Source organism: Streptomyces sp. NPDC006925, from assembly GCF_042869575.1.
GTDB lineage: Bacteria > Actinomycetota > Actinomycetes > Streptomycetales > Streptomycetaceae > Streptomyces.
The window spans coordinates 231,288-252,426 of sequence record NZ_JBIAGB010000003.1; the positions used below are offsets into that span (position 1 = coordinate 231,288).

Annotated in this window: 16 protein-coding genes and 1 pseudogene; 9 read left to right on the plus strand and 8 right to left on the minus strand. The window is 71.9% G+C overall.

All coding sequences use genetic code 11. The features are described from left to right. Positions 1-34 precede the first annotated feature (34 nt). Positions 35-856 (minus strand): SAM-dependent methyltransferase, encoded by an 822-nt coding sequence (locus tag ACFYNS_RS06145; protein ID WP_360299887.1) that lies wholly within the window; start codon positions 854-856, stop codon positions 35-37. Between the two features lie 239 nt (positions 857-1,095). Beyond that, positions 1,096-1,563 (minus strand): ATP-binding protein, encoded by a 468-nt coding sequence (locus ACFYNS_RS06150; RefSeq protein WP_360299890.1) that lies wholly within the window; start codon positions 1,561-1,563, stop codon positions 1,096-1,098. Positions 1,564-1,881: 318 nt separating this feature from the next. Between ACFYNS_RS06150 and ACFYNS_RS06155 the strand changes: the two genes are divergently transcribed. The 5 genes from ACFYNS_RS06155 to ACFYNS_RS06175 all read left to right on the plus strand — a co-directional run bounded on the left by ACFYNS_RS06155 (position 1,882) and on the right by ACFYNS_RS06175 (position 6,695). Next, complete coding sequence (locus ACFYNS_RS06155) at positions 1,882-2,739, plus strand: helix-turn-helix transcriptional regulator (protein ID WP_360299893.1); 858 nt, start codon at positions 1,882-1,884, stop codon at positions 2,737-2,739. Between the two features lie 3 nt (positions 2,740-2,742). Beyond that, positions 2,743-3,003, plus strand: coding sequence for a DUF397 domain-containing protein (locus tag ACFYNS_RS06160; RefSeq protein ID WP_360299896.1), 261 nt, complete (start codon positions 2,743-2,745; stop codon positions 3,001-3,003). A gap of 44 nt (positions 3,004-3,047) precedes the next feature. Continuing rightward, positions 3,048-3,872 (plus strand): SAM-dependent methyltransferase, encoded by an 825-nt coding sequence (locus tag ACFYNS_RS06165; protein WP_360299899.1) that lies wholly within the window; start codon positions 3,048-3,050, stop codon positions 3,870-3,872. A 41-nt stretch (positions 3,873-3,913) separates the two neighbouring features. After that, complete coding sequence (locus ACFYNS_RS06170) at positions 3,914-4,738, plus strand: SAM-dependent methyltransferase (RefSeq protein ID WP_360299902.1); 825 nt, start codon at positions 3,914-3,916, stop codon at positions 4,736-4,738. 127 nt (positions 4,739-4,865) lie between these two features. Then, positions 4,866-6,695 (plus strand): acyl-CoA dehydrogenase, encoded by a 1,830-nt coding sequence (locus ACFYNS_RS06175; RefSeq protein WP_360299905.1) that lies wholly within the window; start codon positions 4,866-4,868, stop codon positions 6,693-6,695. 16 nt (positions 6,696-6,711) lie between these two features. On the opposite strand, the gene ACFYNS_RS06180 is transcribed toward ACFYNS_RS06175, so the two are convergent. Next, positions 6,712-8,262, minus strand: coding sequence for an FAD-dependent oxidoreductase (locus ACFYNS_RS06180; protein ID WP_360299908.1), 1,551 nt, complete (start codon positions 8,260-8,262; stop codon positions 6,712-6,714). Positions 8,263-8,494: 232 nt separating this feature from the next. Here ACFYNS_RS06180 and ACFYNS_RS06185 point away from each other — a divergent pair, with 232 nt between their 5' ends. Both ACFYNS_RS06185 and ACFYNS_RS06190 read left to right on the plus strand, forming a co-directional pair. Further along, positions 8,495-9,259, plus strand: coding sequence for a DUF6227 family protein (locus ACFYNS_RS06185; RefSeq protein ID WP_360299911.1), 765 nt, complete (start codon positions 8,495-8,497; stop codon positions 9,257-9,259). Between the two features lie 48 nt (positions 9,260-9,307). After that, positions 9,308-10,567 (plus strand): transglycosylase family protein, encoded by a 1,260-nt coding sequence (locus ACFYNS_RS06190; protein ID WP_388601112.1) that lies wholly within the window; start codon positions 9,308-9,310, stop codon positions 10,565-10,567. Here ACFYNS_RS06190 and ACFYNS_RS06195 read toward each other — a convergent pair. Beyond that, positions 10,524-10,742 (minus strand): annotated as a pseudogene (locus ACFYNS_RS06195) (ABC transporter ATP-binding protein); the annotation flags it as partial. The gene ACFYNS_RS06190 and the pseudogene ACFYNS_RS06195 sit on opposite strands and share 44 nt — an antisense overlap. 117 nt (positions 10,743-10,859) lie before the next feature. Next, positions 10,860-12,455 (minus strand): ABC transporter substrate-binding protein, encoded by a 1,596-nt coding sequence (locus ACFYNS_RS06200; protein ID WP_388601113.1) that lies wholly within the window; start codon positions 12,453-12,455, stop codon positions 10,860-10,862. A gap of 237 nt (positions 12,456-12,692) precedes the next feature. On the opposite strand from ACFYNS_RS06200, the gene ACFYNS_RS06205 reads away from it, so the two are divergent. Then, complete coding sequence (locus ACFYNS_RS06205) at positions 12,693-13,514, plus strand: SAM-dependent methyltransferase (protein WP_360301366.1); 822 nt, start codon at positions 12,693-12,695, stop codon at positions 13,512-13,514. 26 nt (positions 13,515-13,540) lie between these two features. After that, a complete protein-coding gene (locus tag ACFYNS_RS06210; protein ID WP_360301373.1) occupies positions 13,541-15,703 on the plus strand; it encodes an EAL domain-containing protein in 2,163 nt (720 codons plus the stop codon). 7 nt (positions 15,704-15,710) lie between these two features. Here ACFYNS_RS06210 and ACFYNS_RS06215 read toward each other — a convergent pair whose 3' ends face one another. From ACFYNS_RS06215 to ACFYNS_RS06225, 3 genes are all read right to left on the minus strand, one after another. Beyond that, positions 15,711-16,661, minus strand: coding sequence for a LysR family transcriptional regulator (locus ACFYNS_RS06215; RefSeq protein ID WP_360301369.1), 951 nt, complete (start codon positions 16,659-16,661; stop codon positions 15,711-15,713). Positions 16,662-16,780: 119 nt separating this feature from the next. After that, complete coding sequence (locus ACFYNS_RS06220; RefSeq protein WP_388601115.1) at positions 16,781-17,722, minus strand: alpha/beta fold hydrolase; 942 nt, start codon at positions 17,720-17,722, stop codon at positions 16,781-16,783. 58 nt (positions 17,723-17,780) lie between these two features. After that, positions 17,781-20,978, minus strand: coding sequence for a glycoside hydrolase family 2 TIM barrel-domain containing protein (locus ACFYNS_RS06225; RefSeq protein ID WP_388601118.1), 3,198 nt, complete (start codon positions 20,976-20,978; stop codon positions 17,781-17,783). Positions 20,979-21,139: the final 161 nt, after the last annotated feature.

Consider the following 21,139-nt stretch of genomic DNA (forward strand, 5'->3'; position numbering starts at 1 on the left):
GTTCCGCGGGTCGGCGGCCGGAGCCGGCGCGGGGCTACGGCTTCCGCGCCACGCCGCCGAACTCGAACCAGGTCTCGTCCTCCAACTGGCGTGCGCACAGGTCGGAGTCGGGCCGCCAGTCGTTGACCTCGACCAGGCCGGGTTCCAGCACGTCGAGGCCGGTGAAGTACGCCTCGACATCGTGCGGCTCGCGCACCCGGCCCCACTGGCCGTGGGTGCTGCGGTCCATGAACCCGGTGACGAAGTCGCGGGTCTCCTGGTCGTGGCTGACGAGTTGGTTGAGGACGACGAAGCTGCCGGAGGGAACGCGCTCCAGAGCGCGGCGCACCACGGCGGCGGGGTCGGAGTGGTCGGGGATGCAGTGCATCACCGAGACGAAGAGCAGCGCCACCGGCCGGGAGAGGTCGATCAGGCGCTTGACCTCGGGGCTGTCGAAGATCGCGTCGGTGTCGCGCATGTCGGCCTGGATCACCGCGGTGTCGGCGTTCTCCTCCAGCAGTGCCCGTCCGTGGGCGAGCACGATGGGGTCGTTGTCCACGTAGACCGCGCGGGATCCGGGGGCCGCGCGCTGGGCGACCTGGTGGACGTTGTCCTGGGTGGGCAGACCCGAACCGTGGTCGAGGAACTGGCGGATGCCGTACTCGCGCACCAGGATGCGCACGACCCGCTGCAGGAAGCGGCGGTTGTTACGGGCGAGATGGCGGGTGCGCGGCACCTTCTCGTCCAGCGCCGCGACGGCTTCCCGGTCCACGGCGTAGTTGTCCTTGCCGCCGAGGTAGTGGTCGTACATCCGGGCCACGCTCGGGACGTTGATGTCCACCGTGTGCTGCCCGGTTCCGGCCGTCTCGTCCCGCATACGCGCCCCAGTGTGTTCACCGGCACACCGCGCACCGACCGCGCGGGCACCTGCCCTGGCGGGCAGCATGTCACGCCGGTGCGGTCCGGACCAACGTCAAGTGGCCCTCACCCGGGGGAATTTGACCAGGGGGCCGGGACAGAACGGGAGGAGCCGGGAGGGTCGCGGCGCCTCGGGAGGGTCGCGACGCGAGGGCCGTTTCCGCACCGGGCCGCGCGCCCCCCGCCGGGGGCCGGGCCCTACAGTGCGCCGTCGGCCGTACCCAGTTCGGCCCACACCACGCGGCCGCACCGGCCGCCGTGCGCGGAGACGCCCCAGCGCTGCGCGAGGGCGCCGACGAGCTGCAGCCCCCGGCCGTTCACCTCTTCGGGGGCCGCGCTGCGCGGCTGCGGCGCACAGCTCTGAGTGCCCTCGTCGGTGACCTCTATCCGCAGGCGTTCGGCGTCCAGATGGATGCGGCACGCTATCCGGACGGTGTCCGTGTGCAGGACGGCGTTGGTGACGAACTCGGAGATCACCAGTTGCGCCGTGTGGGCGAGCTCCTCGGGAAAGCCCCAGTGCTGCAGCTTCCCGCGGAGCCGGGCGCGGGCGCGGGCGACCGACGAGGTGTGAGCGGGGAGCTCGAATCCCTCCTGACGCGCTTCCTCGGCCGGCGCGGCCGACGGTGCGGGCAGGGAGAGCTGCGTGAGGGGATACGAGGAGGCCACGGGGGAACGCCTTCCGTCTACCTGTGAGGGGAGGGGACGGCTACCGGGGAGCAGTCCGCACCGGGCGCGGGCGGTCCCGCGCAGGAACCGGCCGACCGGGCTCCTGCGGGCCCTTCCGGCGGCGGCGATGCAGTGCGGCTCCGGTGCCGCAGTCTCATGAGCTGGGTCACGCTCTTCACTATGCCCAGCTTCTTTCACAGATGGCAAGAGGAGTTCTGCAATTCGCAGAATCGCATGGGCAGTATGGCTGCTGCACACCAGCCATGGCACACTGCTTGACGCCAGGGTCCGCCAGGGGAGGCAGTCAGGGAGGCAGTAGTGGCCGAGGCTCGTTCCGCGCCGACTGTGGGGCAGATAGTGCTCGGCCTACGCCTTCGCGATCTCCGCGAGCGTGCCGGACACTCCTTCACCGACGCCGCGTACGCGCTCAGTGTCAACACCACGACGGTGCGTCGCATGGAGAAGGCCGAGGTGGGCCTCAAACCGCCCTACGTGGAGAAGCTGCTGCGGATGTACGGCCTCTCCGACGAGGAGACGGCCTCGTTCCTGGGCCTGGTGGACGAGGCGAACCGGCCCGGCTGGTGGCACAGCTTCCGCGACGTGCTGCCGCCCTGGTTCAGCCTCTACGTGAGCCTGGAGGGCGAGGCCAGCCTCATCAGGGCGTACGAGCCGCATTGCGTACCGGGACTGCTCCAGACCGAGGAGTACGCGCGAGCCCTGCTGCGCACCGGTTTTCCCTCCGCCGAGGAGGAGGAACTGGACCGCCGGGTGCAGTTGCGGATGGGGCGCCAGCGGCTCCTCCAGGACCCCGAGGCGCCGGTGCTGTGGGCCGTGCTGGACGAGCAGGTGCTGCGCCGCCACGTGGGCTCACCCTCCGTGATGCGCGGCCAGATCGACCGGCTGATCGAGCTGTCCCGGCAGCAGAACATCACGCTGCAGATCATTCCGTTCACCGCGGGTGCCCACCCCGGCATGTTCGGGCCCTTCCAGCTCTTCCGGTTCGAGATTCCGGAGCTCCCGGACATCGTCTACACCGAGAGCCTGACGGGCGCCACGTACCTGGACGAGCGTCCGGACACCGCCGCCTACCTGGAGGTGCTGGACCGCATGGGCGCGCAGGCCGCGCCAGTACCACACACCGAGGCTGTACTCGGTGAGATCCGCAAGGAGTTCTGAACCATGGGTCATTCCGGCCACCCCCCACACATATACAACGGCATGCCCGCGAAACACCTCGGTTCCGAGGGCTGGCAGAAGCCGTGGAGCGGCACCAACGGCGGCAGCTGCGTCGAGGCGATGAAGCTCGGCGACGGCCGGGTGGCTCTGCGGCAGTCGACCGACCCGGAAGGTCCGGCGCTGATCTACACCACCCACGAGTTCGAGACCTTCCTCAGGGGCGCCAAGCAGGGCGTGGCCGACTTCCTGCTGGCCTCCGACTGACCGCACCGCCACCACCCCCGGAACCCGGAGAACGGAGAGGCCGCATGACCGCAGAGGGCAACCCTCCCGGCATAGACACCACCAAGCCCCACTCGGCCCGGATGTACGACTACTACCTCGGCGGCAAGACCCACTACGAGGTGGACGTCCAGGCGGCCGAGGCGGTCATCGCGACCGTTCCGTTCGCCGGTGCGATGGCCCGCGCCAACCGCGACTTCATGATTCGTGCGACCCGCTGGCTGGCCTCCGAGGCGGGGGTGCGGCAGTTCCTGGACATCGGCAGCGGCATCCCCACCGAACCCAACCTCCACCAGGTGGCCCAGTCGGTCGCCCCCGACGCACGGGTCGTCTACACCGACAGCGATCCCATCGTGCTGCAGTACGCGCAGGCGCTGTTGCACAGCACGCCCGAGGGCCGCACCACCTATCTGCAGGCCGACGCCGCCAGGCCGGAGTCCATCGCCGACTCCGACGAGCTGCACGCCACGCTCGACCTGAGCCGCCCGGTGGCCCTCTCGGTCAACGCGCTCTTCCACTTCGTCCCCGACGAGTGGGGGCCCTACGAGATCCTCACCGGACTGCTGGACCGGCTGCCCTCCGGCAGCTATCTGTGCCTCTCGCACGCCACCGCGGACATCGACGACCCGGCCCTGGCCGCACTGGGACGCGAGGTCGAGGAGATCTACGCCAAGGGCGGCACCGCGCTCCGGCTGCGGGACCGCAGCGAGGTCGGCAGGTTCTTCGAGGGGCTCGAACTGGTCGAGCCGGGCATCGTGATGGCCCACGACTGGCGCCCGGATCCGGGTCAGGCCGGCGAGCTCGAAGAGGGGCAGCCCAGCATGCTCGCGGGCCTGGCCCGCAAACCCTGAACCACAGGGATCACTACAGGCACTACTGAGGGGGAGACCGCATGTCCGAGCAGGACGGACCACCTCCGGTCGACACGGCCATTCCGCACTCCGCGCGGATGTACGACTACTACCTCGGGGGGAAGACCCACTACGAGGCGGATGTGCGGGCGGCCGAGGCGGTGGTCGCCAAGCTGCCGGAGATCGTCACGGCGGCGCGCACCAACCGGGACTTCATGATCCGCGTCACCCGCGCCCTGGCGGCGGAGTACGGCGTGCGGCAGTTCCTGGACATCGGCAGCGGCATCCCCACCGAACCCAACCTCCACCAGGTGGCCCAGTCGGTCGCCCCCGACGCACGGGTCGTCTACACCGACAACGACCCCATCGTGCTGCAGTACGCGCAGGCGCTGCTGCACAGCACACCCGAGGGCCGCACCACCTACCTGCACGCCGACGCGACCCGGCCCGAGACCGTGCTGGACTCGCCGGAGCTGGGCAGGACCCTCGATCTGGACCGCCCGGTGGCCGTCTCGGTGAACGCGCTCGTCCACTTCATCCCGGACGAACGGGCGCCGGAGGGGATCCTGCGCACGCTGCTCGACCGGCTCGCTCCGGGCAGCTTCCTGTCCCTGAGCCACGGGATCGCCGATGTGCCCGACCGGGAGGGCTCCGAGCGGATCGACCACGTGGTCGACATCTACCGGCGCAGCGGCACGGTACTCGTACCCCGGAGCCGGGATCAGGTCGCCCGGTTCTTCGACGGGTGGGAGCTGCTGGACCCGGGGCTGACCATGACGCATCTGTGGCGCCCCGACAACGGCCCCGACGGCGGACTGCCCAAGGGCACCCTGACCATGTACGCGGGGGTGGGCCGCAAGCGGTGACCGCGCGGGCCGTGAACCGGAGGCGTTGACAGGGCCGACCTTCGGCGTGACCATAAGCAAGCGCTTAGAAACCGAGCGCCGCACATCGCTGCCGCCTGCTCGCCGCCTCCGGGATCGGACCGCCCTCATGCCCTCACCCTCGCTGCTGCTCTCCCGCCGCGACCTGGACTTCCAGCTCCACGACTGGCTGGACGTCGAGGCGTTGACCCGGCGCGCCCGCTACGCGGAGCACTCCCGGGAGACCTTCGACGACGCCCTGGACCTGAGCGAGCGGATCGCCACCCGGCACTTCGCCCCGCACAACAAGAAGAACGACCAGGAGGAGCCCTGGTTCGACGGCGAGCAGGTGCACACCGTCAAGGAGGTCTCCGAGGCGCTCGGGGTGTTCGCCGGGTCCGGGCTGCTGGCAGCGGCCATGGACGAGGAGTTCGGCGGCATGGGCATGCCGCACACGGTCGCCACCGCCTGCTTCTCCTACTTCCAGGCGGCCAACGTCGGCACGTCCGCCTACCCGTTCCTCACCCTGGGCAACGCGCGCCTGCTGTGCGCCCACGGCAGCCGCGAACAGATCGACACCTATGTGCGGCCGATGCTCGAAGGGCGCTTCTTCGGCACCATGTGCCTGTCCGAACCGCAGGCCGGATCGTCCCTCGCGGACGTCACCACCCGCGCCGAGCCGCAGCCGGACGGCACCTACCGGCTCTTCGGCACCAAGATGTGGATCTCCGGCGGCGACCACGAACTGTCCGAGAACATCGTCCACCTGGTGCTCGCCCGAGTGCCCGGCGGACCGGCGGGCGTCAAGGGGCTGTCCCTGTTCGTCGTCCCCAAGTACCTGGTCGGGCCGGACGGCAGCCCGGGAGAGCGCAACGACGTGGTCCCGGCCGGGCTCAACCACAAGATGGGCTACCGGGGCACCACCAACACGCTGCTCAACTTCGGCGAGGGCGCACGCCACCGGCCCGGCGGAGCGCCGGGAGCCGTCGGGCACCTGGTGGGCGAGGAGCACCGCGGGCTGGCGTACATGTTCCACATGATGAACGGCGCCCGCATCGGCGTCGGCGCGGGCGCGATGGCGCTGGGATACACCGGCTACCTCAAGTCCCTCGCCTACGCGCGCGAGCGGCCGCAGGGGCGCACACTCGCGGCGGGCGGCAAGGACGCGACGGCTCCGCAGGTGCCGATCGTGCAGCACCCGGACGTGCGGCGGATGCTGCTGGCGCAGAAGTCCTATGTGGAGGGCGCGCTGGGGCTGCTGCTGTACTGCTCCATGCTGGTGGACGAGCAGCGCTCGGCCGCGGCCGAGGAGGACCGGGCCCGCGCCGAACTGCTGCTGGACGTGCTGACGCCGATCGCCAAGAGCTGGCCCTCGCAGTGGTGCCTGGAGGCCAACAGCCTGGCCATCCAGGTGCACGGCGGCTACGGCTACACCCGCGAGTACGACGTCGAGCAGCACTACCGCGACAACCGCCTCAACCCCATCCACGAGGGCACGCACGGCATCCAGGGGCTCGACCTGCTGGGCCGCAAGGTGGTGCAGCACGGCGGCGCCGGACTGCACGCGCTGGACGGCGCGGTGCGGGAGACGCTGCGGCGCGCCGAGGCGGCCGGCGGCGAGGCCGCCGCGCTGGCGGCGATGCTGGGCGGCTACTGGGAGCGGGCCACCGCCGTGACGGCCCGGCTGTGGGAGAGCGGGGACCCGGAGACGGCACTGGCGAACTCCTCGGTCTATCTGGAGGCGGTCGGGCACGTGGTGGTGGCGTGGATCTGGCTGGGCCAGTTCCTGGCCACGCTGTCCGCCGACCGCGCGGACGCGGGAGCCGAGGCGTTCCTGCGCGGCAAGCAGCAGGCGGCCCGGTATTTCTTCCGCGTCGAACTGCCCCGCACCGGCCCGCAGTTCGATCTGCTGGCCGCGCTGGACACGGTCGCGGCCGAGACCGATCCCGACTGGCTCTGAGCCCGGCCGGCGCGGTTCAGTCCTCGCCCAGGTCGCGCCGGTCCAGGGGCCGGGTGGCCGGGCCCTGGAGCACGGAGCCGTCCGTGGCGAACCGCGAACCGTGGCAGGGACATTCCCAGGCGGTCTCCGCGTCGTTGAACCGGACCAGGCAGCCCAGGTGCGGGCAGCGCGGCGAGACGGCACGCAGTTCGCCCTCGGTCGTCCGGTGCACCGCGCAGCGCCGCCCCCGCACCCGCACGATGGCGCCGTCGCCCGGCAGGATCTCGTCCAATGAGTCCACATGGCTGGGGCGCAGCCGGTCGGCGACGAACCGCCTGGCGACCGCCGACTGCAGGCGCAGCAGCGCGGGCGCCTCGCCGGCCCGCAGCCGCACCGGGTCGTAGAGCTGCGCCCACGGCGGCAGCGGCTCGCCGGTGAGATGGGCGGCGAGCAGCTGCCCGGCCAGCACCCCCGAACTCATCCCCCAGCCGCCGAAGCCCGCGGCGACGTAGGTGTGCCGGGTCCCGGCGTGGAAGCGCCCGATGTAGGGCACCCGGTCGGTGGTCTCGTTGTCCTGCGTGGCCCAGCGGTGGGCGAGCCGGGCGCTGGGGAAGCGCTCGTAGGTCCAGGCGGCCAGCCGTTCGTAGCGGGCGCCGACGGAGCCGGTGCCGGGTGTTCCGGGGGTGAACGTCTCCCCCGTGACGATCAGCAGCCGCCGTCCGTCGCCGAACGGATAGGGCGCGGTGCGCACCGAACGGCTGCCCCGTTCCGGTGAGACATAGGTTCCGCCGGGGTCCTCCTCCTCGGGGAGCAGCGCGGAGATGACCAGTTCCCGGCGCGGTTGCAGCCGGGAGAACATCAGCGCCCGGTCGAAGACCGGGTAGTGGGTGGCCACCACCACGTCCCGCGCACGCACCTCTCCCCCGTTCTCGGCACGGAGCAGGCAGGGCTCCCCCTCGTCGAGCGCCACGACGCGGGTGCGCTCGAACAGCAGGCCGCCGTGCCGGCGGATGTCGTCGGCCAGCGCCAGCAGGTACTTGCGCGGGTGGAACTGCGCCTGGTTCTCCACCCGGACGGCGGCACGCACCCGGAAGGGCAGTCCGGTGTCGGTGACGAACGAGGCGGCCAGTCCGGCCTCGGTGGCCGCCTCCGCCTCGGCGCGCACCTCGTCCACATGCTCGGCCGACTCCACGTACAGGTGTGCCGGGACGCGCTCCAGCTCGCAGTCGACGCCCAATCGCGCGGCGACGGCGGCCAGCCGGTCGACGGCGCCCTGCTGCGAGAGCGCGTAGTGCCGCGCGTCCTCGGCGCCGCGCTCGGCGCGGAGCCGGCTGTAGGTCAGCCCGTGCAGCGCGGAGAGCTTGGCCGTGGTGTGCCCGGTGACCCCGGCCGCCAGCCGGTCGGATTCCAGCACGGCGACGCTGCGGCCCGCGCGGGCCAGTTCCCAGGCCGCGGAGAGGCCCGCGATGCCGCTGCCCACCACGGCCGCGTCCACCTCGATCCGGCTGTCGGGCGGCAGTTGGGGGCAGACTTCCCCCGCCGCCGAGAGCATCCAGTAGGACTCGTATCCGACGGGCAGTGTGGTCACCGCCGCCTCCCTTCGGCCCCCCGGGGTCGTCCTCCCTGTGGTTCCCGCTGGTACGGCGCTCACCCCCCACCGGCCACCGGCATATCACCGGGATTCGGCCGAAAAAACGCTTCTCCGCAGGGTTTCCCACAGCGGAATTCCCCCAACTCCTCCCGCACGGTGCGGTGGGAGCGCTACGGTGTGTGCGCGCGGGGACGGTCGGTTGTTTGCTGCACGCCGGGAGGGTTCCGCGATGAGCGACAGAGGGCACCTGACGCCTGCTCACCACCTCGAAGAGCTGCTGGCCCGCGCCCAGAACCCGTTCGATGTCCGCGACACGGTCCTGGACCGACTACGCAGCGCTGTGATGTGCCAGGTGGAGCTGTACGGCTGGCGGCACCGCAACGTCCCGGCACCCGCCCTGCGGTGCAGCAGTTTCCGCCATGTCTTCCTGCTCGCCGACGGCAGCAGCGTGCTGCTGTGGGAACTGCGCTACGACAGCCCGGACGGTGCGGGCGAACTGCACGAGGTCTACGACGACACGGAGGCCCTGCGCCGCGCCGAACGCCGGGCGCACCGCCGGATGGGCGAGAAGGGCGAACCCGACCGCCCGGGCCGCACGGCCGCGGTTCTCGACTTCCTGACCGGGCCCTCCGGCACCGCCTGCCCGCGGCGCGAGTACTCCGAGGGCGACTCGGCCGACCATGCCCGCAGGCTGCTGCGCCGGGCCGAGAACCAGGACCGGCCGGGCGAGGAGACGCTGCGGCTGCTCTCCTCCGCGCTGGGCCACCACATCCTGCACGTCCCCGGGCCCCGCGTGCGGGCCGGGGACTGCCAGGTGTGGTGCTCGGTCTACGAACACGCCTTCCTGCTCGCCGACGGGAGCGAAATCAGCCTCTACGAGCTGGAGCACAACATGACGGGCAGCGGCCGGCTGGCGTGCGAGGTGTACCCGGACGAGTCCGTGGCCGGTCAGGCAGCACACCGCCTCGCCCGGGAGCGGGGCTTGGACCTGTAGATCCCGGCCACGGTCGCCCGTGGACCGCCGAGCATCGGAGGAACGGCCATGTCCGCTCACGGACGCCACCGCCGCCCTCAGCCACGCGCCGTCTCCCGCGTCTCGTTACGGGTGACGGCCGGCGGGGCGGGGATCGCACTGCCCCTGGTCGGGGCGCAGGCCGCGGACGCCGCGGCCGGGGACGTGTGGGAGAAGGTGGCCGCATGCGAGAGCAGCGGCAACTGGAACACCGCCACCGGCAACGGCTATTACGGGGGCCTCCAGTTCTCCAGCAGCACCTGGGAGGCGTACGGCGGTACCGCCTACGCCGCCCGGGCCGACCAGGCCACCAAGGACCAGCAGATCGCCGTCGCCGAGAAGGTGCTGGAAGGCCAGGGCCCCGGCGCCTGGCCCACCTGCGGGCCGCGCGCGGGCCTCGCACGCGGCGACGCGGCTCCGGCCGCCGCACGGAACGGCTCCGGACAGCAGACGGACCCGGCCGGCGCGGCGCCCGCCGAGCCGGCCGCGCAGACCAAGGCGGACCGGGCCAGAGCCGAGCGCGGCAAGAAGCTGACGACCTACCAGGTGGTCGGTGGCGACACGCTCTCCGGGATCGCCCGGGAGAACGAGGTGGCGGGTGGGTGGCACACCCTGTACGAGAGCAACCGCTCCACCATCGGCGACGACCCGGACCTGATCCTGCCCGGCCAGCGGCTGAGTCTGACCGGCAGCCCGCGGCGCACCGAGCGCCCGCCGTCCCGGGCCCGCGGCTCCGAGGACGCTGCCGCGCCGCAGGCACCGCGGCAGCGCGCCGAGAAACAGCCCGCTCCGGAGAAGAAGCAGCAGCCGTCCCCGAAACAGCAGCCGCGCAAGGACACCCGGGAGCAGGCGGCCAAGCAGGCTCCCGCACACCGGGACTCCCCCTCGGCCACCGCGCCCGTCTCCGGCGTGGCGCCCAGCACCGCCTACCGTGCGGCGGGCGGCAGTTGGTCCTCGGGGCACCACACGGGGGTCGACTTCCCCGTCGGCACCGGCACCAGCGTCGAGGCGGTCACCAGCGGCACGGTCGTCTCGGCGGGCTGGGGCGGCGCCTACGGATACCAGGTGGTGCTCCGGCACCGGGGCGGCAAGTACAGCCAGTACGGCCATCTCTCCGCCATCTCGGTGCGCTCCGGGCAGGCGGTGCGCACCGGGCAGCGGCTCGGCCGCTCCGGTGCGACGGGCAACGCGACCGGTCCGCACCTGCACTTCGAGATCCGCACCGGGCCCGGCTACGGCAGCGACATCAATCCGCTGGCGTATCTGCGGGGGCGCGGGGTGCGGATCTGACCTCCGCACCCTCCCGGCCGCCGGAGGCTGCGGCCGGCTCGACGGCGCGGTCGCACCAGCGCTCCAGCAGCGGACGGTCGTGGCCGACGGCCGGCAGCGCCGCACCGGTGCGGCGCCGGTAGTCCTCCACCACGGCGGCCGGCGCCGCCGTGGTGGAGGCGTCCAGCATCAGGGTCGAACAGGGAGGCGGCGGCCGGCGCGAAGGCCCCGAACGTCGCCGCCGCCAGCACCGGTGCGGCGGCCGGCAGTCGCCGTACCACCGGGCGCGCGGCCGCGGACATGACTGCGCCGCTCACTCCTCCGGCTGCCAGTCCTGCAGGTCCCACCAGGGTCCGGCGCCGATGCCGTGGTCGTGCGGCTCGACCTGGGTGGTCAGCCCGCGCCACTTGTCGTCGATGACGTAGACGTGGTCGATGTGGGTGAGGAAGGTGTAGCCGGGGTTCTTCTCCAACGCGCGCTGGACCTCGTCGTAGGCGGTCTTGCGCACCTCGGGGTCGCGGCTGCGGCGGGCGGTGTCGAGTTGCTCGTCGACGGTCTTGTCGTGGTAGTGGGCGAGGTTGTTCCAGCCCTCGCCGATCTGCGAGGAGTGCAGTGCGGGGTAGAGGTCGAAGTCGGGATCCGCGGGGAAGCCGTTGCCCATCAGCATGGCGTCGCGGTCGAGCCGGGGGCGGACGGCCTCGCGGCTGCCGGCCCGGACGGTGACGTCGATGCCGGCCTTCTTCGCGTCGGCGGCGTAGGCGAGGGCGTGGTCCTGGCGCAGCTTGTCCCCGGAGAAGTACCAGAGAGTGAAGGCGGCGCGCCTGCCGTGCTTCGTGCGGATGCCGTCCTTGCCCGGTTTCCAGCCCGCGTCGTCCAGCAGTTTCCGGGCCCGGGGCAGGTCTCGCGCGCGCCGGGTCCCCTCGGCGAACCAGGGACTGTCGGTGGGCAGCGGACCGTAGGCGGGCTTGCCCGCGCCGTCGAGGACGGAGTCGACCATGGCCTTGCGGTCGACGGCGAGGTCGAGGGCGCGGCGGACGGCTCTGTCCTCGGTGACGGGGTTGCCGCTGGGGAGGGTGACGGCGCGGTAGTCGGCGGTCTTGGCGCTGAAGATGCGCTTGTCCTCGTCCTTCTCGAAGGTCTGGGCAAGGTTGGGCGGGAGGATGGCGCCGTCCAGGTGGCCGGAGCGCAGCCGGGTGGCCCGGACGTCGTCGTCCTCGATGACGGCCACGGTGAACCGCTCGACCTTCGGCTTGCCGCCCCAGTAGTGCGGGTTCGCCTTGAAGCTGAGCTTCTCCCCCTTGCGCCAGCGGGTGAGCAGGTACGGGCCGGTGCCCACCGGCTCGGTGTTGTAGGACCCGGTGTTGACATCGGTGCGCGACGCCACGGCCCGGGAGGCGATGGGCAGCACGGTGCGCTCGGCGAACGCCGCGTACGGGTAGGACAGCCGGAAGACGACCCGGTGCTTCCCCTGGGCGGTGACGCTCTTGACCGCGTCCAGTTCGCTCTTGGAGGGGTTGTTGGTCTTCTCGTCGAGGATCGTCTCGTAGGTGTAGACGACGTCGTCGGCGGTGAAGGGCTTGCCGTCGCTGAAGGTGACGCCCTTGCGCAGGTCGTAGGTGTAGGTGCGGCCGTCCTTGCTCACCTGCGGCAGCCGGGTGGCGAGAGCGGGCCGCAGGTTCATCTTGGCGTCGTGGGTCAGCAGTCCGTCGAATATCTTCGAGTTGCCCTCCCTGCCGTAGCCGAGCAAGGGGCTGAGGGTTACCGGCTCCTGGGCGACGCCGATCGTGACCGCGTCCGTGCCGCCGCCCGAACCGTCACCGCCGCCGGGTGCGGAGCAGGCCGCGGCCCCCGCGAGGACCGCAGCGGCGGTCGCCGCAGCGGTGGCTGTCCGTACCGTCCGGGCAGTCATCCGTGGCACACTCCTTGTTCGACGTCCGCGGTTTTTGCAAACCTTTCGCAATTGGCTGCGATTAAATCACGGGCGGCTCGATGCGCTATGCCCTGATATCTCCCGACGGCGCCGTCGATGCCCGGGCAAGATCCAGCCCCAGTAACGCTGTTTCCTTCCACGCGCCGCTCCTCGGTCAGTAGCCTCGTGGGCCCGACCGGAACTCCCCGGTGAACAAAGCGAGCTGGAGACCCTTCGATGGAACGTCCCGCCTGGGCCCCGCAGGGCATCGATCTCACCGTGCCGAGCGTGTCGCGGATGTACGACTACTACCTGGGCGGTTCGCACAACTTCGAGGTCGACCGGGAGACGGCGCGTCAGGCGATCAAGGCATGGCCGGGACTGCCCAAGATCATGCAGGCGAACCGGGCCTTCATGCGCCGCGCGATCCGCTTCGCCGTCCGGGAGGGGATCACCCAGTTCCTCGACATCGGGTCGGGCATCCCGACCTTCGGCAACGTCCACGAAGTGGCCCACGCGCTGGACCGCGGCGCGCGCACCGTCTACGTCGACAACGACCCGGTCGCCGTCGCGCACAGCCGCGCGGTGCTGGGGGACGACAGCAGAGTAGGCATCGTCTCGGCCGACTTCCGCTCGCCCCAGGACATCATCGAGAGCCCCGAGGTGGAAGAGCTGCTGGAGCTGGACCAGCCGGTGGTGGTGATGCTCGTCGCACTGCTGCACTTCGTCGAGGACCGCGACGAGCCGCGCAAGTGCGTGGCGGAACTGGCCCGCCGTCTGGCGCCCGGCAGTCTGCTGGTGATCTCCCACGGGTCGGGTGAGGGCGGCCCCGTGCGGGACGGCGGCGCCGCCCTCCGTGAGGTGTACAGCACCGCGAGCGCCCCGCTGGTCACCCGGTCCAGGGACGAGATCGCGCAGTTCTTCGAGGAGTTCGAACTCGTGGAGCCGGGCCTGGTCGCGCTGCCGCACTGGCGCCCCGACAGCCCGCAGGAGCTGGAGGACCCGGTCGTCATGGGCGGGTTCGCCGGGGTGGGCCGCAAGGCGGGACTCGCCGAGTGACTGCTCAGGACGGGCCCGAAAAACACCTGAGGCACACCCGCCCGGCGCCCGGCCCGGCGGAGGACGGCACCGGCCAGGGAGGCGAGGACGGGCTGCGCCGCTTCGCACGGATCTGGAGCCGGACGGTCTACCCGGCCACCCAGACCTCCCTCACCCGGGCCGAACTGGAGGACTTCCTCCACCCGTTGGCCGTCCGGCTGGGCGAGGCGCTGCACACCTACCCGTTCAGCCCCGCGCCCGGCCGGGAGGTCGGCGAAGTGCTGGTGAACCAGGCGCACTGCACCAGCCCCGACGCACTGCCGCACATCCTCGGGGTGATCGAGTCCTACCTCGTCCTGTACGCGGGCACCCCGCGCGGCCTGGGCGTGGACGAGGCGCGATCGCGCTGCGCCCGGCTCCAGCACGCCCTCGCGGCCGGATTCACGCTCGCCGTGCGCGAGCGGACCCTGGCCGAGCAGGAGGCGCTCTCCCGCGCCGCGCTGGCCGCGCAGACCGCGGTCGAGGAGGCCCTGCACGCTTCCGAGACCCGGTTCCGGGCCGTCTTCAAGGACGCCACCCTCGGCATCGGGATCGCCGACATGAACGGCCGGCTGCGCGACGCCAACGGCGCCCTGGCCCGGATGTTCGGGCACTCCGAGGAGGAGATGCGGCGCCGCAACATCAACGACTGGGTGCACCCCGACGACGCCCCCGACGTGTGGCGGCTGCACCGCGAACTGGCCGCCGGGCGGCGCGACCACTTCCGGGTGGAGAAGCCCTACCAGCGCCCCGACGGCACCGTGCTGTGGACCAATCTGACGGTCTCCCTGCTGCGGGACGCCGACGGCGAACCGCGCTACCAACTCGCCCTCATGGAGGACATCACCGAGCGCCGGCTGCTCCACCTGCGGCTCCGCTACGAGGCGACCCACGACGAGCTGACCGGACTGCCGAACCGCACCCTGTTCGCCGAACGGCTGGACCGCATCCTGACGCCCGGCAACGGGGTGGCCCGGTTCGGGCTGTGCTATCTGGACATCGACGGCTTCAAGACGGTCAACGACAGCCTGGGGCACGCTGTGGGCGACCAGCTCCTCGTCGCGGTCGGGGAGCGCCTCCAGTCCTGCACGACCGCTCCCGCGCACCTCGTGGCCCGGATCGGGGGCGACGAGTTCGCCGTGCTGATGTCCGACCCGCAGGGCGCGGAGGAGATCACCGGCATGGCGCGGGCCCTGCTCGCCGCGCTGGCCACCCCCGTCTCGCTGGACGGGCGGGAGCTGTCGGTCCGGGCGAGCATCGGCATCGTCGAGGGTGCCGCCGGGCAGCTCGAACCCGCCGAGGTGCTGCGCAGCGCCGACATCACCATGTACCGGGCCAAGGACGCCGGTGGCAACCGCTACGAGCTGGCCGACCCGGACTCCGAGGCGCGGGCGATAGACCGGCACAGCCTCACCAACCGGCTGCCGGCGGCGCTGGAGCGGGACGAGTTCTTCCTGGAGTACCAGCCGCTGATCCGGATGAGCGACGGCCGGGTGGACGGCGCCGAGGCGCTGGTGCGCTGGAAGCACCCGGTGCACGGGAGGCTCGGTCCGGACCGGTTCATCCCGCTGGCCGAACACACGGGGCTGATCGTGCCGTTGGGCCGCTGGGTGCTGGAGCAGGCCGTCGCACAGAGCTGCGCCTGGGCGGGCGGGCAGCCGCTGCGGGTCAACGTCAACCTCTCCCCGCGCCAGCTCCACCACCCGGACCTGGTGCCGGACACCGTCGCGGTGCTGGAGTCCGCGGGTGTGTCGCCCTCCTCGCTGTGTCTGGAGGTCACCGAGAGCGCCCTGATCAGTGCGGACGAGGACGAGCTCAAACCACTGTGGCAGCTCGCCGAGCTGGGCGTCGACATCGCGCTGGACGACTTCGGCACCGGCTACTCCAACCTCGCCAACCTGCGCAGGCTCCCGGCCACCACCCTCAAGCTGGACCGTTCCTTCACCCAGGGCCTCCAGCGGCACCCGGCCGACCCGGTGGACCTCACCTTCGTGGAGGGCATCGTCTCGCTGGCGCACGCACTCGGACTGGCCGTGACCGTCGAGGGGGTGGAGACCGAGAGCCAGGCCGACCAACTGCGCGACCTGGGCTGCGACACGGCACAGGGCTGGTACTACGCGCGTCCGTCCTCACCGGGCGACTTCGCCAAGGACTGGGTGCCGGCCGAATGAGGCTCCGTCAGGTCCCGGACGGCGGCGGCTGCCGCGCCGCCCACGAGGGGAGCCAGACCGCCTCGGAGAGCCCAGGGAGGCTCTCCAGGTGGGTGCGGATGCCGCGCAGGCCCGGGTGCGGGGCCGCCGCGGGCAGCAGAAGCGAGATCGGGTAGGCGAGGGTCGGATCCGTCACGGGGATGCGGCGCAGGTCGTGGCCCGCGGGCCACAGGTACCGGTCGCGTGCCCCGACGAGCGTGGCCACCTCCGCTGAGTCCGCGAGGACGTCCAGGAGCACCTCGTCCCCGAAGTGCGGACCCGCCGCGTCGATGCGCAGCTCGAATTCGGCCGCGAGCTGATCGTAGAACTCCCCCCACTCGCTGCGGGGTGCGATGCCGGGCACCCATATCCGGTGCCCGCGCAACTGCTGCGGCGACAGCCGCCGCGCGGAGGCGAGCGGGTGCGCCGGGCCGACCAGGAGTTCCAGCGGGGAGTGGAACGCGGGGATCATCCGCACCTCGGGCGGCAGCGCGGCCGGATCGGTGACGGTGCGGAACGAGGCGTCGATCTCCCCGGCGGCGACGGCGGCGACCGCCGCGCGGGGATCGGCGGCCCTGAGCGTCACCACGTCGAGTTCGGCCCCGGGGTGCGCGCGCCAGTAGTCGTGCAGCACGACGGCCTGCGCGCTGCGCAGACCGAGCACGTCGATCCGCAGGGCGCGGGAGCCCGGCCTGACCGCGCTGACGGCCCGCTCGGCCCCCGCGACGACGACCCGCGCGTGCGGGAGGAGCGCCTGCCCGTCGAGCGAGAGCTCGACTCCACGGGGAGTACGCGAGAACAGCCGTACTCCCAGCTCGCGCTCCAGCGCTGCGATCCGTTTGGAGACCGCCTGCTGGGTGACGCCCAGCTCGTCCGCCGTGTGCTGGAACTGTCCGAGCTCGGCCGCCCGGACGAATGATCGCAATGCCTCGGTGTCCACCGCTGCACCCTAGAGGCACACAACCGTCCGCTGTGGCGCGCCGCGGAGCGGTTGTGCCCCCGTGCGGCGCCGATGTCCGACCCGCCGGGTTGCCGCCAGGTCGGCGCGCGAGGATGGGGCTAGGCTCCGGGGGCCGCGTCCAGGTGGCGGTCGAACCACTCCACCAGATCGGCCTCGACCTCGTCCCGGTTGGTCTCGTTGAGGATCTCGTGCCGGGCGCCCGGGTAGGCGCGCCAGCTCAGATCCCGGGTGCCCCGGTAGCGGAAGTCCTCCAGCAGCTCGTGGACCAGCGTCAGCCCCTGATGGCAGGGATCGTGGTCGCCGACGGCTATGTGGACCGGCAGCTCGCGCGGGATCCGGGCGAACTGCTCCGGATCGTTGATCTTGCGGGAGCCGCGCACCCAGTCCAGGGACAGCCCCGCGCCGAACGGGAAGCCGCAGCGTTCGTCCTCGACGTAGACCTCGACCTCGGCCGGGTCGCGGGAGAGCCACTCGAAGCCCGTACGGTGCGTGAAGGGGTCGTTGAAGGAGCCGAAGAGCAGCGTGGTGAAGTCCGACGGCGCGTCCCTGCCCTCCTCGGTGACCTGCCGCTCCAGCCGCTGCACGGCGGCCTCTGGCTCGCAGCCGGGCAGCGAGCGGAACGTGCCGGACAGCACCAGCCCAAAGAGGCCGCCGCCGTACTCCTGGGCGTAGTCGCGGGCGAGCTGCGAACCCATGCTGTGGCCCAGCAGGAACAGCGGGGTACCGGAGGGCAGCCGGGACCGGGCCCGGTCGCCGACCTCCTTGAGATCGGCGACCGTGGCCCGCCAGCCCTCGGCGCCCGCCGCTCCGTAGCCGCCGGTGGCGGCGGCCGTGCGGCCGTGACCCCGGTGGTCCGAGGCGACCACCGCGTAGCCGCTCGCGGTCAGCCGGCGCGCGAACCGTTCGTAGCGCAGCGCGTGTTCGGCGGCGCCGTGCGCGATCTGGACCAGCGCGCGCACCTCGCCCGCCGGCCACCAGGTGTAGCTCGCCACCGGCGTCCCGTCCGCCGCGGCCGTGACCTCGTCCCGCCGTTCCGCCACGCTCGCCCCCTTTCCACCCGGCCGCCCGCCGGGCCCTCGACGCGCACCGGCGCGCGGCTCACCGCACCGCGCGCAGGCGGTAACCGTAGCGGTAGGTGCGATCCGCGTGAAGAAGGTACTTCTCCAGCGGCGGGGCTCCCCAGGAGTCGTTGCCGCCGACTCCCATCTGGCGGTGGTTCACGCCCAGCACGGTCCCCTTCCCGGGGCCGAGTTCGTAGGGGTGGCCGGGACCGTCCAGGTCGGCCGGGGTGTACCGGAGGGCGTTGAGTTCCAGATGGTCGCCGTCCTCGGTGGTGACCCGCAGCCCCACGCCGTGCCTTCCGGTCAGCTCGCCCCAGCGCACGCCGGTGACGTTGCCGCACTCCTGCGGGCGTACGTACGGCGTGAACCGGTCCGCCACATCGGAGCGGTAGCGGCCCACGTGGGCGCCTCTCGCGCGGTCCCGGTAGTTCTCGTGCGGTCCGCGGCCGTACCAGGCGAACGAGGAGAGTTCCCCGGGGAGGGTGAACAGCGCACCGACCATTGGCAGATCGGGCAGTCCGGAGCCGGGCTCCAGAGTGTGCTCCACCCGCACCTCCCCGTCGCCGCGCACCGTGAGGACGGTGGTGTAGGCGCTGCTCGCGGGCGAGGTGGGCAGAGTGCTGCGGACCTCGACTGCGATCTGCGCACGGCTCTGACGGGTGACCTGCACGCTGTCGGTGGTGCGGTGGGCGCCCGCCTCCTTCCACGTCCCGGCGGTGTTCTGGAATCCGCGGCCGCGGTCGTTGTCGGTGGGCGCGCGCCAGAAGTTGGGCACCGGGCCTTCCGTGAGCAGCACCACGCCCCGGTGCCGGAAGCCGGTCAGAGTGCCGCGGTCCTTGTCGAGGGTGAGGGAGAAGTCCCGGCCGGTGACGGTGACCTGTTCGCCCGTCTCCTCGTACTCGACGGGCGGGAGTCCGGTCTCCTGCGGCTCCTCGGCGGCCGCCTGCCACTCCGTGAGGGGGAACTGCGCGCCCGCGACCTCGTGCCCGGCCTCGGCCCAGGAACTGCGCCGCCGCAGCACCAGCGAGAGGTTCAGCCAGTACTCGGCGCCCGGTACCGGGTGGGAGGGGCGTTCGAGGGGCAGCCGCAGGGTGCTGGTCCCACCGGGTTCGGTACGGGGCGGCCGCACGGTGCCGTGCCCGGTGCGCTGGCCGTCGCGGGTGACCTCCCAGCGCAGCTCGTAGCCGTCCAGGCCGGTGAACGCGTACTTGTTGGCGATCCCGACCTCGCCCCGCGCGGCCTTCCCGCCGGAGAAGGCGACCCGCTGGTAGACCCTTTTGACCTCGGCCATGGCGGGGTTGGCCCGGCGGTCGGAGCGGACGACGCCGTTGCAGCAGAAGTTGCCGTCGCTCGGATAGCCGGGGACCCAGTCGCCGCCGTAGGACTGGTAGGTGCGGGAGGGATCGCCGGGTACCGGCTTCCGGATGGTCTGGTCCACCCAGTCCCAGATGAAGCCGCCGTGCAGGTTGGAGTACTTCTCGAAGAGGTCCCAGTACTCCTGGAGGTTGCCCGTACTGTTGCCCATGGAGTGCGCGTACTCGCACAGCATGAACGGCTTCGTGTTACCCGAACTGCCGTATTTCTCGACCTCGTCGGGTTTGGCGTACATCCGGCTCTCCACGTCGGCGACGGAACTCATGCCCTCGTAGTGCACGGGCCGGGTCGCGTCGCGCCGGTGGAACCAGTCGGCCATGGTGCGGAAGTTCTCGCCGCTGCCCGCCTCGTTGCCGAGCGACCACAGCACCACGCACGGGTGGTTCTTGTCCCGTTCGACCATGCTGCGGGCCCGGTCCAGGCACGCCTCGGTCCACTCCGGAAGGGAGCCGGGGACGGTGTCGCGGACCCCGTGGGTCTCCAGGTTCGTCTCGCCGATGACATACAGGCCGTACTCGTCGCACAGCTCCAGCCAGCGGGGCGAGTCGGGGTAGTGCGAGGTGCGGACGGCGTTGATGTTGTGCTGCTTCATCAGTTCGATGTCGCGCAGCATGGTCGTCTCCGGCACGGCCTGGCCGTGCACGGGATCGGTCTCGTGCCGGTTGGTGCCGGCGAAGAGCAGCGGGCGGCCGTTGAGGTGCAGTCTGCCGGGGCCGAACGTCACCTCGCGGAACCCGAAGCGCACCCGTTGGACCTCGCTGCGGTCGCCGCCCGGATCCCGCACGGTCAGTACCAGCGTGTAGAGACTGGGGCTCTCCGCCGACCACAGCCGGGGCGCGCGCACCGTGCCGGTCAGCTCCAGATCGGCGATGCCGCCCGCCGGGGGCTGTGCGCTGCCGGTGAGGGGGCCGGTCCGCACCCGGTGCCCGTCCGCGTCGTAGAGGGCGCCGGAGACGGTGTACTTTCCGACGGTGCCGCCGGTGGTGTCGCGTATCCGGGCGCGGACGGTGAGCTCGGCGCTGGTGAGCGCGTCGTCGAGCGCGGTGCGGACCTCGGCGTCGTGGAGGTGGACGCGGGGCACCGAGTACAGGTACACGTCGCGGAAGATCCCGGACAGGTCGATCATGTCCTGGTCCTCCAGCCAACTGCCGTCGGACCAGCGGTACACCTGCACGGCCAGGGTGTTCTCGCCGTCCTGGAGCTGCTCGCCGATGTCGAACTCGGCCGGAGTGTAGCTGTCCTCGCTGTAGCCGACCCGCTCGCCGTTCACCCAGACGAAGAAGGCCGACTTCACCCCCTGGAAGGAGAGCAGCGTGCGCCTGCCGCGCCAGCCGCGGGGCACGCGGAAGGTCCGCCGGTAGGAGCCGACCGGGTTGAACTTCGCGGGGACGTCAGGGGGCTCCGGCTGCTCGTAGCCCGTCCAGGGATACTTGATGTTGAGGTAGACGGGCTCCCGGTAGCCGTGCATCTCCCAGTTGGACGGGACGGGCAGCTGGTCCCAGTCCCCGTCGTCGAAGTCGGTGCGGTGGAACCCCTCCGGGCGCTGCTGCGGGTTCTCGCACCAGTGGAAGCGCCAGTCGCCGTTCAGCGAGCGGTGGTACGGGGAGTCCCCGGGCCTGCCCCTGAGGGCGGATGTGCGGTCGCGGTAGGGGATGAGGGCCGCGCGCGCCGGTTCGCGGTTGACCTGGAAGACGGTGGGATCGGCGTCCCACTCCCGTCCGCCTTCCCGTCCGTTCCGTACGGCCGGGCTCCGCCGCGCGGCGGCGAAGGCCGCCTTCTGTTCGCGGAAGGCGGCCCAGCCCGCCAGAGTGCCACCGGTCGTTGCCAGAAAACTCCGTCGTGCCCATGGCTTCGGATTCATGACTCCACAAGACACCACAGAGTCACATCACTATCAACGCTTTCGCACAACTTCTTTCATGCGGAGTGCCGGACCCGCGCGCGGGCCGACGCGCAGCCGCCGTGCCGCGGCATCGTCCGGGCACTGCGCGTCGTGCCGTGCCGCGTGCCGCGGCATCGCCT